At 39.8% G+C, this 14,597-nt stretch carries 10 protein-coding genes; 7 read left to right on the forward strand and 3 right to left on the reverse strand.

Annotated elements, in window-relative coordinates:
- Window positions 1–208 precede the first annotated feature (208 nt).
- From LO761_RS06895 to LO761_RS06905, 3 genes are all read left to right on the forward strand, one after another.
- On the forward strand, window positions 209–3,709 hold the full coding sequence (locus tag LO761_RS06895; protein WP_272817551.1) for a SusC/RagA family TonB-linked outer membrane protein: 3,501 nt from the start codon (window positions 209–211) through the stop codon (window positions 3,707–3,709).
- A gap of 37 nt (window positions 3,710–3,746) precedes the next feature.
- Window positions 3,747–5,636 carry a SusD/RagB family nutrient-binding outer membrane lipoprotein gene (locus LO761_RS06900; protein WP_272817552.1) on the forward strand — a complete coding sequence of 630 codons (1,890 nt, stop codon included), beginning with the start codon at window positions 3,747–3,749 and terminating at the stop codon, window positions 5,634–5,636.
- Between the two features lie 81 nt (window positions 5,637–5,717).
- Complete coding sequence (locus LO761_RS06905) at window positions 5,718–6,401, forward strand: hypothetical protein (RefSeq protein WP_272817553.1); 684 nt, start codon at window positions 5,718–5,720, stop codon at window positions 6,399–6,401.
- Between the two features lie 241 nt (window positions 6,402–6,642).
- Here the strand turns inward: LO761_RS06905 and LO761_RS06910 are convergent, their stop codons facing one another.
- Window positions 6,643–7,122, reverse strand: coding sequence for an alanyl-tRNA editing protein (locus tag LO761_RS06910; RefSeq protein ID WP_272817554.1), 480 nt, complete (start codon window positions 7,120–7,122; stop codon window positions 6,643–6,645).
- A gap of 206 nt (window positions 7,123–7,328) precedes the next feature.
- Between LO761_RS06910 and LO761_RS06915 the strand changes: the two genes are divergently transcribed.
- The 4 genes from LO761_RS06915 (at window position 7,329) to LO761_RS06930 (ending at window position 11,946) form a co-directional block, all read left to right on the forward strand.
- Window positions 7,329–7,553, forward strand: a complete 225-nt coding sequence (locus tag LO761_RS06915) for a hypothetical protein (protein ID WP_272817555.1) — start codon at window positions 7,329–7,331, stop codon at window positions 7,551–7,553.
- A 135-nt stretch (window positions 7,554–7,688) separates the two neighbouring features.
- Entirely contained in the window at window positions 7,689–8,849 is a 1,161-nt protein-coding gene (locus LO761_RS06920) for an AAA family ATPase (RefSeq protein WP_272817556.1), read from the forward strand.
- A gap of 130 nt (window positions 8,850–8,979) precedes the next feature.
- Window positions 8,980–10,869, forward strand: a complete 1,890-nt coding sequence (locus LO761_RS06925) for a heavy metal translocating P-type ATPase (protein WP_272817557.1) — start codon at window positions 8,980–8,982, stop codon at window positions 10,867–10,869.
- A gap of 54 nt (window positions 10,870–10,923) precedes the next feature.
- Entirely contained in the window at window positions 10,924–11,946 is a 1,023-nt protein-coding gene (locus LO761_RS06930; protein ID WP_272817558.1) for an esterase-like activity of phytase family protein, read from the forward strand.
- A gap of 61 nt (window positions 11,947–12,007) precedes the next feature.
- Here the strand turns inward: LO761_RS06930 and LO761_RS06935 are convergent, their stop codons facing one another.
- Window positions 12,008–12,466 (reverse strand): Hsp20/alpha crystallin family protein, encoded by a 459-nt coding sequence (locus tag LO761_RS06935; protein WP_272817625.1) that lies wholly within the window; start codon window positions 12,464–12,466, stop codon window positions 12,008–12,010.
- A gap of 426 nt (window positions 12,467–12,892) precedes the next feature.
- Window positions 12,893–14,593, reverse strand: a complete 1,701-nt coding sequence (locus LO761_RS06940; RefSeq protein ID WP_272817559.1) for an alpha-amylase family protein — start codon at window positions 14,591–14,593, stop codon at window positions 12,893–12,895.
- Between the last annotated feature and the right edge of the window lie 4 nt (window positions 14,594–14,597).

A 14,597-nucleotide genomic window follows, 5' to 3' on the forward strand; every position in this document is an offset into this window, starting at 1 on the left:
CATTCTTTTTAACATTTGAACTGTTACAGAATATACAGTTTTTTTATTCATAAGCTTTCAAATGCTGCAAAGGTAATGAATAAAGGACATTTGAGAGGTTTCAGCCTACCAAATGTCCATTACGCCTAAAAAGCATATTAAGGTGTAATGTGGGAGTGCCTTATAATGCTGAAATAAATACTCCCAGTACATTTTATAACTTTTGTTTATGGAGAGAAGCAAATCTTGGTGGAAGAAAATTCTATCTAAAGAAATTCTGACAGGAACAGTTGCTTTGTTCATGCTCTCATTTGGAAATGTTGCGTTTGCGGCAATTCCTGATGTGAATGTACAAGCACAACAGACAAAGAAAATTACTGGTACAGTAATAGACGCATCCGGTGCCCCTGTAATAGGCGCAACTGTGATGCAGAAAGGAACATCTAACGGAACAATAACCGATATAGATGGTAACTTCACACTTGATGTACCGACTGGAAGTATCGTTGTTATATCCTATATGGGATACGTTACTCAAGAGATAACAATAGGTACTCAACAAAACTACTTCGTGACTATGCAAGATGATTCTAAGGTTATTGACGAAGTGGTTGTTACTGCTTTGGGTATAAAAAGATCTTCTAAGGCTCTGGGATATGCCGCTACTGAGCTTAAAGGAGATGAACTTGACGCCAATCTGATCAATCCTGTGCTGGCACTGCAAGGTAAGGTTGCCGGTGTAGACATTAGTGCATCAGACGGCGGTATGTTCGGTGCTTCAAAGATATTAATACGTGGTGCCTCTACTCTTGGAAAGAACAACCAGCCTATTTACGTGATTGACGGAATCATACTTGACAATGCCATTGTGGAGAATGATGCTGACTGGGGATCAGGAGGTCAAAATTATGGTAACGAACTAAAGAATCTTAACCCTGACGATTTTGAGACTGTCTCCGTTCTTAAAGGCGCGGCAGCTACTGCGCTTTATGGCTCACGCGGCTTGAATGGTGCTGTGGTAATCACCACAAAGAGCGGTAAGAGCAAGCAAGGACTGGGTATCAGTTTTTCTCAGACACTTGGTTTCGACTGCGTGACAGGCCAGCCTGACTTGCAGAATGATTATGCTGAGGGTTTATTCTCGGGATTTTTACCCGGATCAAATCCGTATGACAGCTATGATATGTTCTGGGGCGTGCCAACAGATCCTAACGACCCCAACTCAAAAGTACGTCCTTCGTATAAGAAGCTTTTAACTTTTGGCGGAACAGGAGTCTCTTTCGGCCCTTCGTTTTCATGGTTAGCTGATAACTTTGACGGTCTTGAGTGGTGGGACGGATCTATAATCAACTCTCGCGCTTATAAGAATAACTTCAAAGATGCTTACCAAACAGGATTCAATACCAATACTAACGTAGCGGTAAGTGGAGGTAATGAAAGAACTACGTTCTATACTTCTCTGTCGTATAAGCATTCTAACGGTACATTGCCAAATAACAGTTTCGACCGTTTCTCTTTGCTTGCTAAGGCATCGCACAAGATTTCCAAGGATGTGGAACTTGAGGCTGGAGTTACTTTTACCAACTCTACTCCACGTAATGCACAGCCTAACATCGGTGAAAACTTTATCGATGGAACATGGGACAGAACCTACGACGCAAAGTATTACCGCGATAAATATAAAGGTGAACATGGTGGTTTGGCTGCTGTAGCCTATGGCGACAAATACGCGTATGTACCGGGGCGCGGTGTGTGGTGGAACATTTGGGAGAACGAGTATAAACAGAAAGAAACTGTTGTACGCCCTAACCTCAAACTTACAGCGCAACTTACTCCTTGGATGAAGTGGATTACAGAGGGAAGCCTTAACTACTATTATGTTAACGCAGAATCGAAAGTACCGGGTACAGGCTATCGTAATCAAGGCGGTTCGTATGAGATCGGCTCTTCAACAAAAGAGCAAACAAATCTCAACTCCAACCTTATGTTCGACACAGACATCAATGAGGACTTTCACTTTAACGGATTCCTACGCTACGAAATATTCCATAACCGTTACAGCGCAATAAGCACCAAAACTGAAGGAGACCTAATTATGCCTAACCAGTACTTCCTTGCTAACGGTTCAAAAGGCTATAAAACTTCAGCAGGAGTTAGCGGAACGAAGACCATACAGTCTGTTGCCGCACAGGCTTCATTCAGCTGGAAAGACCAACTTTACCTCGATATCACAGGACGCAATGACTGGTCTTCATCTCTCGTTTACTCTGACGGACATGGAAATTACTCATATTTCTATCCATCGGTAGGGGCTTCTTGGCTCATCCATGAGACTTTCCGCGACAAGCTTCCAAGTTGGATTTCATTCGCAAAAGTACGTGCTTCTTGGGCACAAGTAGGTAACGATACGGAAGCATACTACATTAACTCAGCTTACAGCCTTGCTTCTTATACAGGCGTTGGCAATACTTCATTCTATACAACAGCGCTTCCTGATAAGACATACTCTAAAGATTTAAAACCGGAACGTAAAACTTCATGGGAGGTAGGTTTGGATTGGAGATTCCTGAACAATCGCGTCGGTCTCGACTTTACATATTATAAGGAGAATACAAAGAACCAGATTATGAGCGTAGATATACCAAGTGTGTCTGGTTTTAAACAGGCTTTGATCAACGCAGGTAACATTCAAAACCAAGGTATAGAGGTTGCTCTCAACACCACACCGGTTGAAACAAAGGACTTCTCCTGGGATTTGAACTTCACATACACTAAGAACAAGTCGAAGATTGTTGAGCTTTCTGACCTCGTAGCCAACTATATCGTATTGGCAGGATCGCCGGATTACGGTAACTATCGTGTTGGTTCGGTGGCTAAAGTCGGTGGTGAATATGGTCTGCTTATGTCTGACGCCGCTCCAAAGAGAGACTACACATACGACGATAATGGCAATATCACCGGTGGTTCGGGCCTTCCTGTTCTTCAGTATTCTAATGGACGTCGCATGGCTTTCGTACAACGTGCAGGCAAGGTAGAGGAAATCGGTACCATGATGCCTAAGTTCTTGGGTTCTGTGAATACAGCGTTCCGTTATAAGAACATTACTCTCCGCGCAAGTTTCGATATGCGTTTTGGCGGCAAAGTGGCATCTTATCCTTCACACTATGGTACTGCTTATGGCTACACAAAGAAGTCTTTGGCAGGCAGAGACGCAGCTAATGGTGGTGTGACATGGACATCTAAGTGGGATGGAAAGACTTATAACGATGGTGTAATACCTAATGGTGTCTTAAGCACAGGTACTGTTATCAATCAGCATGATGGTTCTACTTATACAGTTACTAAAGGCGCGGTTTCTCCAAATGGTGAAACTTATGCGGAACTATATAAGAAAGGTGTAATCGAACCAACACATGCAAGTTCTTATATGTACTTCACTAACTCATGGGGACAAGGTGTTGTAAACGACAATTGGTTTGTTAATCTCAACTACATAGCATTCCGTGACCTCTCATTATCGTATGCTTTCAATAAGAGTCTCGCTTCTAAGATCGGCGCAAGAAACCTTAGCCTGACAGCGGCAGCGCATAACTTGGGTTACCTGCTCAACTCTATGCCTAACAGAGAAAACCCGGAGGCAGTGGCAGGAACAACAGCCGCGGAGTTCCGTGTTCGTCAGTTCTCAGGTGTAACCACCAACTTCACGTTCACATTGAATGCTACATTCTAATCAAATGACTATCAACTTTTCAAAAAGAAAAATGAATATGAAATTCAATAAAATATTATTCGCATCTGCATTTGCAACTGCCTTGACCTTGATAAGTTGTGCTGACGACTATAAGGACATAAACAAGGACCCTGCAAACGTAACCGTTACCGATCCTAAGGGACTTATGGCTCAGGCGGTAATGAAATTTCAACCTAACGACTATCTGTTGTGGTTCTACAACGTAAATTATCTGACTCGTTGGGACCAGATGGCAACTCCGACAGGCAGCTACAGTGAGTCTTTCACCGAGATGAGAGAGTCCGGAGGTCAGGGGTCGCAGTATCTTGAGACGCTGAGATGCCGTAATGAAATCCGCAAATTTATTGATAAAACCGGTGATGAGACACAACGTGGCTACGAAGCAGCATGTACTGTACTCACTGTTTATCTTGGTTTATTCGACAGTGATATGTATGGTTCGCTGCCTTATACAGAGGCTTGTCAGTACGACAATGGTATTACAACTCCAAAGTATAACACGGTAGAAGAGCTTTACAAGGTGTTTCTCGAGGAGCTTGACCAAGCTGTGAAGTATTTCACAGACGCTAATTCGGAATCAACGCCGCGCGAAGATCAGATCTATAACGGTGATTGGAAGAAGTGGGCTAAGCTTGCAAACTCTCTCAAACTGAAGATTGCTGTACGTCTATACAACAATGACCAAGCTAAGGCTTTGGAAATCGCTAAGGCAGTGGTAGTCGATAATGTTGGTTACTTGGATGAACTTTCAGACGACATGTTGTTCTGTAAGGCTGTTAAAGCAGGCAGTGATTCCAATAATGACTACGTTTACGGTACAGGAAACGGTCTTGCTACTCCTGGTCTAAGCCAGAACGTTCTCAATTATTTCCTTGCTTGTAAAGATCCACGAGTACGTTTCATCTATACTAAAAACAGCCTTAACTCGAAGGTTATTCAAGGCTTCATCGACAACAAGACATTCGATAAACTTCCACAGTGTATTAAAGATGTAGTGGTACTCGATGAGAAAGGTAACTTTAAAGAATGGGGTGGCATGGGCGAACCATGGGTACGCTATCAAGGACTCCCTGTTGTTTACGACGGACATCTTAAAGATGAGTACAAGCAATTCTTTAAGTATGGTAACGATTATCAGCTTCCGGCAGGCGATGGAGTGAAGGATTATTATCCATTCTCTTATCAAACACCTGAAATGAAGAAAGGTCGTGAAGACTTCACTTTGCCAACTGTGGGCAAGGAAAAGGTTATACAAGACACGGAGGACAATCCTCTTTACACCATGTATCTCACTTCTGCCGAGGTAAATCTCTATCTTGCGGAGTTTAAACTCTTAGGCGCTGACCTTCCAAAATCGGCAGAGGAATACTACAACAAAGGTGTTCAGCTCTCTGTGCAGGAGTATGACGCATTGGCAAAGAACAATAAGATTCCTTACTATGGTGAGACTTATGGCTATGATCCAAATGAAAAGCCAATCGATTTACAGAAAGATGAGCTTGATGTGATGATGGCTACACCTGCTATAAAGCTAACAGGAAGCAAGGAAGAACAGCTTGAGAAGGTTTACTTACAGCAGCTTGTCCACTTCTCTTTGTTACCGGATGATCAGTTTGTTACATCTCGTCGATCCGGTTATCCGAAGATTGGATCTGATTTGTTACCGTTTGTTAAGTTCGATGAAGTGGTATTAGAGGCTATCCCACGTCGTTTCGAGATTGCTTCACCATCACCGACCGACCTCATGTTCGATAACAAGATGGAGGCTTATAAACAGCAAGGATTCAACACACTGGGCACTAATAACTCAGGATCCGCATTCAACAATAAGGGTACAGCGCTCAACACAGAGCGTTTGTGGCAAGACAAGAATGCACCGCAGTGGGGAACTCCAAAGGGAGAATAAATCTTCTCTTGATTAATATAAATAAAATTATGTGACAGGCAGCTGTAATAGTTGCTTGTCACTATTTAAAGATAATATGTCATGCGCAAAATACTCTTTATTCTTTTCGTCTTTCTCTGTTCTTCGACAATGGCACAACAGAAAAGAATTTATTTCTTCCCAGAGTTTATAAAGAGCAAGATAGTTTATAAGAACAAGGCAAAATTTGTTGTCATGCTCAACTACGATGCTTCCAATAAGAAGATGTTATACATGCAAGATGACCAAATGATGGAGCTAATCAATCCGCAAACGGTCGATACAATATACACAGGCGGAAGAACATGGGTGTATCACAACCAACAGTTTTGTGAGGTTATACAGCGTGAGAATGGAAACAAAATACTTATTGGTTGGGTCATGAAGAATGTATATAAGGGGCAAAAAGGCGCTTTAGGCATGACAACCCAGGCTCACGTGCAAAAACTAAGGGCTGTTGACTTTGCGGGAGCGCAAAACGGGCAGAATATGAATGCAGGTATGGAGGCTGCGCAGTATGACTCATGGAATGCCGATTTTGATGTATGGAAGCAAAAAAACAATAATACATACTATTTTAATATAGGCGACAAACAATACGCTCTTACTTCTTTGAAAAGCGTTTATAAGGCTTTTCCCGAAAGGAAAGAGGAGATAAAGATGTTTGTACACGATAAAAAGCTTGACATGATGAACGCAGAGAAAGCGTTGGAAATCATCGATTTCTTAATGAGGAAAAACAGTTAATCTATCATTAGTGTTTCAAAAAGCCGTGTATTCATTTACAGAGAAGTAATGATACACGGCTTTTGTTATTTACAATTCGTCTATCGAAAAACAATTCATTAAAGAGAGGCAAGAAATTAGCTACCTGTTTATTTAATGTTTTTTCTATGTGTCTTTTTATGACCTTTCCGCATTAAGCGAATAGAGTAATAACGGAGCCACATCAGTACCGTTAATGCTAATAAAATGAAGATAAAGAATTTCATTTGGCTTGTTCGTTTGTTATAAGCTTAAAGCGAAGACGGAGAATACCGTTTTCGTAACTATGACTGATTATTTTGAATGTGCCAATCTCGGAGGTGTTTTCCACGTGTTTCCCTATACACAGGCATTCGTCATAATCACCTACATGCACTACGCGCACATTTTCAGACGCGTCATCCGGAAGACGTTCCATATCGAAACGTCCGACCGCTTCTTCTTGTGTGATGTACTCCATAGTGACCGGAAGATGGCGGCTGATGACTTCGTTTACTGCGTCTTCTATCTGCTGTATTTGGACGGCTGTCGGCTCTTCTTTCAGCGCATAGTCCAGTTTGCTTTTTTTTCTCTCGATATGTGCTTCAACCGAACGACCGCAATGGAACAAGTTCATCATTGTTCTGTTAACAATGTGCTCGGTAGTATGCATGGGAGGAAACTCTTCTTTATTATGTAGGTTGAATTCTAATTGTTTTTCCATATTTAATTGATTTTCAGGCAAAGGTAATGTATTATCTTGATTTAACAAACCGATAGCACTAATAATCATTATTTACATAATGGGCGTTAATAAGTCACATTATTTCTTATGAATAGAATAAAGTGAGTGATAATATTATATATTTACCGGTGAAATGTTATTCCCTTTTGCAGAATAACGGTGGAAACTTAAGTTGTTATCGTTAAGTGGAAAAGTTATTTTGTATCTATTTAAAACGAGTGGGAAGAGAGTCGGTGTCTTATCGATTCTCTTCTTTTATCATCTTTTGCGGTTATAAGTATAATCAAGAGAAGAAACTGATTCACGTACGTGGTACACATTACTCACGCACGTGGTACACATTGCTCACGCACGTGGTACACATTGCTCACGCACGTGGTGCACATGGTTCACGCACGTGGTACACCTAATATATCAGAAGATTCATCTGTTTTTTCACGTAAAACGACTTTATGATGGTGACAATAAAACTAAATTATATGGATTATATTATTTGATTTGCATAATTCGAATTAAATAATTATATTTGTAAAAAAGAAAATGTGATGATTAAAAATAGAAATCCTTTTATAGTGATAGGAAAAATTGAGCAGGAATATTTCTGCGATCGTACAGAGGAGTCTGCTCGTTTGATAAAGTCTGTTACCAATGGGAATAATCTGGTTATTATTTCTCCCCGTAGAATGGGGAAGACCGGACTAATTCAATTTTGTTATGACAAACCGGAGATTAGTAAGCGATATTATACTTTTTTTATTGACATACTGCATACTTCAAGTTTACGCGAATTCACCTATCTTTTGGGAAGAGAAATATATGAAGCGCTTTTACCCAAAAGTAAGAAGATGATTCAGCTTTTTGTGCAGACTATTCGGTCGATTAGCGGGAAATTTGGCTTTGATCCTGTTTCGGGAATGCCCGTCTTTAATGTAGAGTTAGGAGATATTGATCGTCCTGAGTATACTTTGGATGAAATTTTCCGTTATTTGTCTCAAGCCGATAAACCTTGTATCGTAGCGATTGATGAATTCCAGCAGATAGCGAAATATCCGGAAAAGAATATAGAAGCTTTGTTGCGGACTTATATTCAAAAGATGACTAACAGTAACTTTATTTTTGCGGGAAGTGAGCGTCATCTTATGCAAGAAATGTTCTCATCGGCAGCCCGCCCATTCTATCATAGCGCGGATATGTTGGAATTGAAAGCTATCATTCCGGAAGAATATATTCCGTTTATTATCCATCATTTTAAAAATCGTCATCGTGATATTCAAAAAGATGATGTAGAAAAGGTATATAAATTGTTTAACGGTCATACTTACTATATTCAAAAGACATTTAATGAAACTTTTGCGAATACTCCGGAGGGAACAGCATGCACTATTGGTATAATGCAGAAGGCCATTGATACGGTTATAGAATTGAATGCCACGGTTTATAGGGAGATTCTTTCGAATATTCCGGAAAAGCAGAAAGAAGTTTTGTATGCCATTGCCAATGAAGGAGAAGCAACTCATGTAACTTCAGCGGAATTTGTCAAAAATCATCGGTTAACATCTTCAAGCTCAGTACAGTCGGCTGTTAATAAGTTGTTGGATAAGGATTTAATAACAGAAGTCGATAAGATTTATTCGTTGACCGATAAATTCTTTGCCATCTGGATTAACAGACAATTTGGAGATGCTTCGAAATATGAGTTGATATAGTTGTCACTCCGGAAAGGTAAAAGCTAAGCAAGGTATGCATATTGTGTTAAAGAGAAATTTGAGGCATCATTAACTTTGCAACTAAGTTGCATTTTTCTTTTCATACCTTTGTTACATAAAATAAAATAGTATGGAAAGAGAACATAAAATAAAGATTGTACGGATTATAATTTCTTCCGTTTTACTGATTACCGCAGTTATCATTGAAAAGTTAATAAGTTTACCTACTTGGCAATTACTCCTTATTTATTTGGTACCTTACCTTATTGCCGGATACGATGTGTTGATGGAATCGGCTGAGAATATTTGTCATGGTGAAGTATTTGACGAAGATTTTTTGATGTCTGTCGCGACTATTGGCGCATTATGCATCGGTTTCTTTCCGGATACGTCCAATGAATTTCCGGAGGCGGTGTTTGTTATGTTATTCTTCCAGATTGGTGAGTTGTTCGAGGATATAGCTGAAGGAAAAAGTCGTAAGTCAATTTCCGGTTTGATGGATATTCGTCCGGATACCGCCAATGTGTTGAGAGATGGTAACGTGTTGACCGTTAGTCCCGATACCGTTAAAATAGGAGAGACCATATTAATTAAGCCGGGCGAGAAAGTTCCATTGGATGGTGTGGTGACGGATGGGAATTCGAATTTGAATACGATTGCTTTAACCGGTGAGAGTGTGCCAAGAGAGATAAAAGCAGGCGATGGAATTATTTCCGGTTGTGTGAATATTGATGGTGTTCTGAAAGTAAAAGTAGAAAAGGAATTTGGAGAGTCTACGGCTTCGAAGATATTAGATCTTGTGGAGAACGCCGGAGAGCATAAATCGAAAAGTGAGAATTTCATTTCCAAATTTGCCGGAGTGTACACTCCGATTGTAGTATTTGCCGCGGTGATAGTGGCATTTCTTCCTCCGTTATTGTCGGGTAATTTTTCGGAAGCCTTTCCGACATGGCTTTATCGGGCATTGACATTCTTGGTTGTTTCATGTCCGTGTGCGTTTGTTATTTCTATTCCATTGACTTTTTTTGGAGGATTGGGCGGTGCTTCACGTAGTGGTATTTTGATTAAGGGATCGAATTATATAGAGACTTTGTCGAAAACAGGAGTGGTGGTGTTCGATAAGACAGGTACACTGACAAAAGGTGTGTTCGAAGTGGTAGCTGTTCATCCTGATGAGATTACTCCCAATCAGTTGCTTCATTTAGCGGCTCATGTTGAGCGTTATTCCACTCATCCTATTGCTCTTTCTTTGAAACATGCTTATCCGAATGAATCGGATGACTGTAGTGTTGAGAATGTAGAGGAGATAGCCGGGCATGGTATTCGTGCTAAAATTAATAATGATATTGTTTGTGTAGGCAATACAAAGATGATGGAATCGCTTGGTGTTAAGTGGAAAGATTGTTCTCATGCGGGTACGATTGTTCACGTTGCAATCAATGGAGTTTATGCCGGTCATATTGTAGTTTCCGATAAAATAAAGGACGATTCGAAAGATGCTGTTTTGTCTTTGAAAAAAGAAGGAGTGGATAAGACCGTCATGCTAACCGGAGATAGGGAAGAAGTTGGTAAATTTGTGGCTGCGGAACTTGATTTGGATGAGTATCATGCAGAGCTTCTTCCTGCAGATAAAGTTACTTATATTGAACAACTTATAAAAGATAAGCCGCGAGGTAAGTCGTTAGCTTTTGTCGGTGATGGCATTAACGACGCGCCCGTTCTGGCTCGTGCGGATATAGGAATAGCAATGGGCGCGCTCGGCTCGGATGCGGCCATCGAAGCGGCCGATGTTGTGCTGATGGATGATAAACCTTCAAAAATATCTAAAGCAATTTATATAGCAAAACGAACAATGCAGATTGCTTTTCAGAATACATTCTTTGCTATCGGGGTAAAACTTGCGGTTCTTGTTCTCGCTACTCTTGGTATAGCAAATATGTGGATGGCGGTATTTGCCGATGTTGGCGTTACAGTGCTTTGTATTTTAAACGCTATGCGGACATTAATTGTGAAAGATTAGTATGCTTAAGAAGGAAAAAGAGTTATCTTTGTGAATACTTATCATAGATCAAAGATGAAGCAGCTTATATTTTTGATTCTTTTTGTCGGTATTCAAGCGTTTTCTTATGCACAAAAGACACTTGAAGTGGTTAGGGCTTTTCCTCAACAGGCTTTTCCTGAGATGGTGAAAGCCGGTAATTACAGTGGGATTACTCATATTAGAGGAAATCAATATGCTGTGGTGAGTGATAAAAGCCCTTTGGCGGGATTCTATCTTTTTAATATAGACATCGATTCCATTACCGGAGAAATTACTAATGTGAAGATGGATTCTTTGCTTACTTCAGGGGAACCGAATCGAGATGAAGAGGGGATTGCTTATTGTCCAAAGTCGAATACTGTATTTGTTTCGGGAGAATCGGATCAGAAGATTATAGAATACAATTTGGATGGTTCACTGACGGGGAGAGAATTAAATGTTCCACAATTTTTTTCAACAGCTCGGAAAAACTTAGGCTTTGAGGCGCTGACTTATAACGCAGAAACACATTGTTTCTGGACATCAACCGAAGGACCATTGCCTAAGGATGGAGAAATCGCGACTTCTACGCGGCGTACAGAGAACCGTATTCGTATTCAGGCTTTTGATGAAACACTTCAACCAATTGGACAATATGCGTATTTGATGGACAAACCGATAGCAAAAGAATCAGCCATCAACTCACAGACGGGTGTCAGTGCAATGATTGCTTTGGATGATGGCAGATTGATTGTTCTGGAACGGGAATTTTGTTTTGTTGAAGGATATTTTGGGAGTTGGATAAATGAGAAATTGTATGTAGTGAATCCATTGAAAGAAAAGAAAATCAATTCCACCATAGCATTATCCGATACATCTCCTTATTTGCAAAAGACACTTTTATATGAATGGAAAACAGATATATCTTTACTTTCGTACGATTTAGCCAATTACGAAGGAATGTGTTTGGGACCAAAACTGAGAGACGGAAGTCAAGTTATCATTCTTGTCGCTGACTCTCAAGATCAATATATGGGTCTTTTGAAAGATTGGTTAAAGGTTTTAGTTGTTAGATAAAATAAAAATAGGACAAATTCTCACGAATCTGTCCTATTTCTCAATCATTTAGTGGCTTTAGTTATTTGATTTCGATAACTTTAACAGCTTTAGCTTTGTCTTCCGGTTTTAACTTTGGCAATTCAATATTCAATACACCATCATTGACTGTTGCGCAAATCTTATCCTTGTCTACATTGTCAGGCAAAACTAATGTCTGCTGGAATTTTGAATATGAGAACTCGCAGCGTAAGTAACGACCGTGTTGTTTCTTATCATTCTCACCATTCTTGTTATCTTCTCTATGCTCTGTCTTCTTCTCCATAGAAATGACTAAGTTGTTGTCTTGATCCAAATGAATGTTGAAATCATCCTTATTCATACCCGGAGCAGCAATTTCTACTTGGTAGTCGTTATCATTTTCAATAACGTTCATTGCCGGAGCTGTAGCATTTGATCTAATCATCCAATCATTATCAAAAAAGTCATCAAAAAATGTTGGTAACCAATTCTCATTGTAATTTCTTCTACTCGGTGTCATCATAATTGTATCCTCCTATTTTATTTGTTTATTAATCAATTTATGTTTAGAACTCTTCCGCTCTTTTGGGTTTCGGAGTTCACTTAATATACAGCAAACGGTATGCCAATTTCTTTTTATGATGATTCACGCAAGTGAATGAGAAAAGAACTTCATTATTCGGACAAATTGTAATAAAAGCTGACAAAATGACTTTTTAATATAGGCTCTTAACGACATGGTTACATCTTATCAGGACATAAAAAAAGGGATACCGCTGTATCCCAACCTTTGTTAACCTTAAATCTAATACTATGAAAAACACATTGCAAAGGTAAGGCTATAATTGTTATTTGCAAGTTTTTTAGATAGAAAAGTTCTATTCCGTAACATTCTTTAATAGCTTACCCCAATAGTTATCTTCCTTTCTTAAAATATTTTAAGTGTTCAGACCTTTATCTTAAAAATCTTGCCATTTCTTCCTTCTATAGAAATTGGTGTAGTCTTATCCGGAAGAAGCGACAAATGTTCCGTCGTGTTTGAAAGCAAATCAATAGCCTGAATATTGGCCATGGGGAATATTCCAAAGAAATCGAAAGCATGCTTCGGAATGTTTACTCCGATATTGACAGGGAATTCTTTAAAGTTGACAATTATTAGTAGCAGTTCATCATCTTTTTTACGTAAGAATGCAAATTGTTTATGTTCATTGTACGTCCAGCCATTGCAATTCGCGTAGGTCAAATCGAAGAATTCTCCTTCTCGGATGGCTTTTTCTGAATTGCAAATGTTCAACAGACGCTTATAGAAGGAACGGAGTTTTATTTCATTCTCGTTTAAATACTTGTTATTATACTGTCCTTTATTACACCAACGGGAAATGGTATTGACAGTCCAGTAATCGAAAATAGAAGTTCGGCCATCGCGACCGCTATATCCTTCAGAGTCCATGCCTCTTTCGCCAAGCTCCTGACCAAAGTATATCATGATGGGATTGGTATTCATGGTTGCCGAGATAATCATGGCGGGAATACCATTGAATCCGTTACCTGCAAAAAAGTCGGAAGCCAAGCGTTGCTCATCATGATTCTCAAGGAAGTTAAGCATCCGACTTTGTATACCGTTCAGACTTTGCCAGCGACTGGTTAAAACGGTGCACGATTCTCGTCCACAAGTGATGGAACGAAGAGAGTCGTATAGTCCGACTTTGTCATATAAGTAATCGAACTTTCCGTAGAACAGATAGTTGCGATATTCACCCGGATTATAAATTTCCGCAATGAAAATAATATGAGGATATTTTTCTTTTACTTGAGGAATAGCCCAATGCCAGAACTCAACAGGTACCATTTCAGCCATATCACAGCGGAATCCGTCAACTTTTTTACTGCCCCAAAACAGAAGAATGTCCAGCATTTTATTCCACGTATCAGGAATAGGGTTGAAATGTTTTGAGCGATTATCAATATAATCTACTCCATAGTTTAGTTTGACCGTTTCGTACCAGTCGGTTGTATTTACGCAGGGAGCAAACTGGTCGTTCCCCGTAGCTTTTGCAGGGAACTCTTCGTAAGGCTTAGGACATCCGCTAAACAAATCAAAATTCCCTTGAAACTTTTCTCCCGGTATATAATAGAAGTTATTCTGTGGGCTGAACGCTTTCGATGTATCATCATTCTCTCCTAAATCGGTCACACCTTCAGGCTTCACATCGGAATGATATTGCCGAGCTACATGATTTGGAACAAAATCCATCACCATTTTTAATCCGGCAGCATGTGTTCTTTGTACTAAACATTCGAATTCTTTCATTCGTTCAGGAACATTCTCTGCTAAGTCCGGATCAATATCGTAATAATCTTTTATGGCATACGGCGACCCTGCGTTCCCTTTTACAATAGCTGGATGATCGACCCGAATTCCATACGGTGAATAGTTTGTCTTTGTGGCATGTTCTATAAGTCCGATGTACCAGATATGCGTTGCTCCAAGATTTTTTATCTCGTTCAAGGCTTTTACACTAAAGTCGTTCATCTTGCCACAACCATTTTGTTCCAGTGTAGCGTTTCTGATATGACTTATGTTCCTATTAGCAAAAAGGCGTGGAAGAACAGCATATATAATTATCTTCTTTTCTTTTATATCCATAATG

It is taken from the genome of Phocaeicola oris, assembly GCF_021295095.1.
Lineage (GTDB): Bacteria > Bacteroidota > Bacteroidia > Bacteroidales > Bacteroidaceae > Phocaeicola > Phocaeicola oris.

Excerpts from the sequence above, each read along its gene's own strand:
- LO761_RS06895 (WP_272817551.1), top strand. The coding sequence starts at position 209 with ATGGAGAGAAGCAAATCTTGGTGGAAGAAAATTCTATCTAAAGAAATT.
- LO761_RS06900 (WP_272817552.1), top strand. The coding sequence starts at position 3,747 with ATGAAATTCAATAAAATATTATTCGCATCTGCATTTGCAACTGCCTTG.
- LO761_RS06905 (WP_272817553.1), top strand. The coding sequence starts at position 5,718 with ATGCGCAAAATACTCTTTATTCTTTTCGTCTTTCTCTGTTCTTCGACA.
- LO761_RS06910 (WP_272817554.1), bottom strand. The coding sequence starts at position 7,122 with ATGGAAAAACAATTAGAATTCAACCTACATAATAAAGAAGAGTTTCCT.
- LO761_RS06920 (WP_272817556.1), top strand. The coding sequence starts at position 7,689 with ATGATTAAAAATAGAAATCCTTTTATAGTGATAGGAAAAATTGAGCAG.
- LO761_RS06925 (WP_272817557.1), top strand. The coding sequence starts at position 8,980 with ATGGAAAGAGAACATAAAATAAAGATTGTACGGATTATAATTTCTTCC.
- LO761_RS06930 (WP_272817558.1), top strand. The coding sequence starts at position 10,924 with ATGAAGCAGCTTATATTTTTGATTCTTTTTGTCGGTATTCAAGCGTTT.
- LO761_RS06935 (WP_272817625.1), bottom strand. The coding sequence starts at position 12,466 with ATGACACCGAGTAGAAGAAATTACAATGAGAATTGGTTACCAACATTT.
- LO761_RS06940 (WP_272817559.1), bottom strand. The coding sequence starts at position 14,593 with ATGGATATAAAAGAAAAGAAGATAATTATATATGCTGTTCTTCCACGC.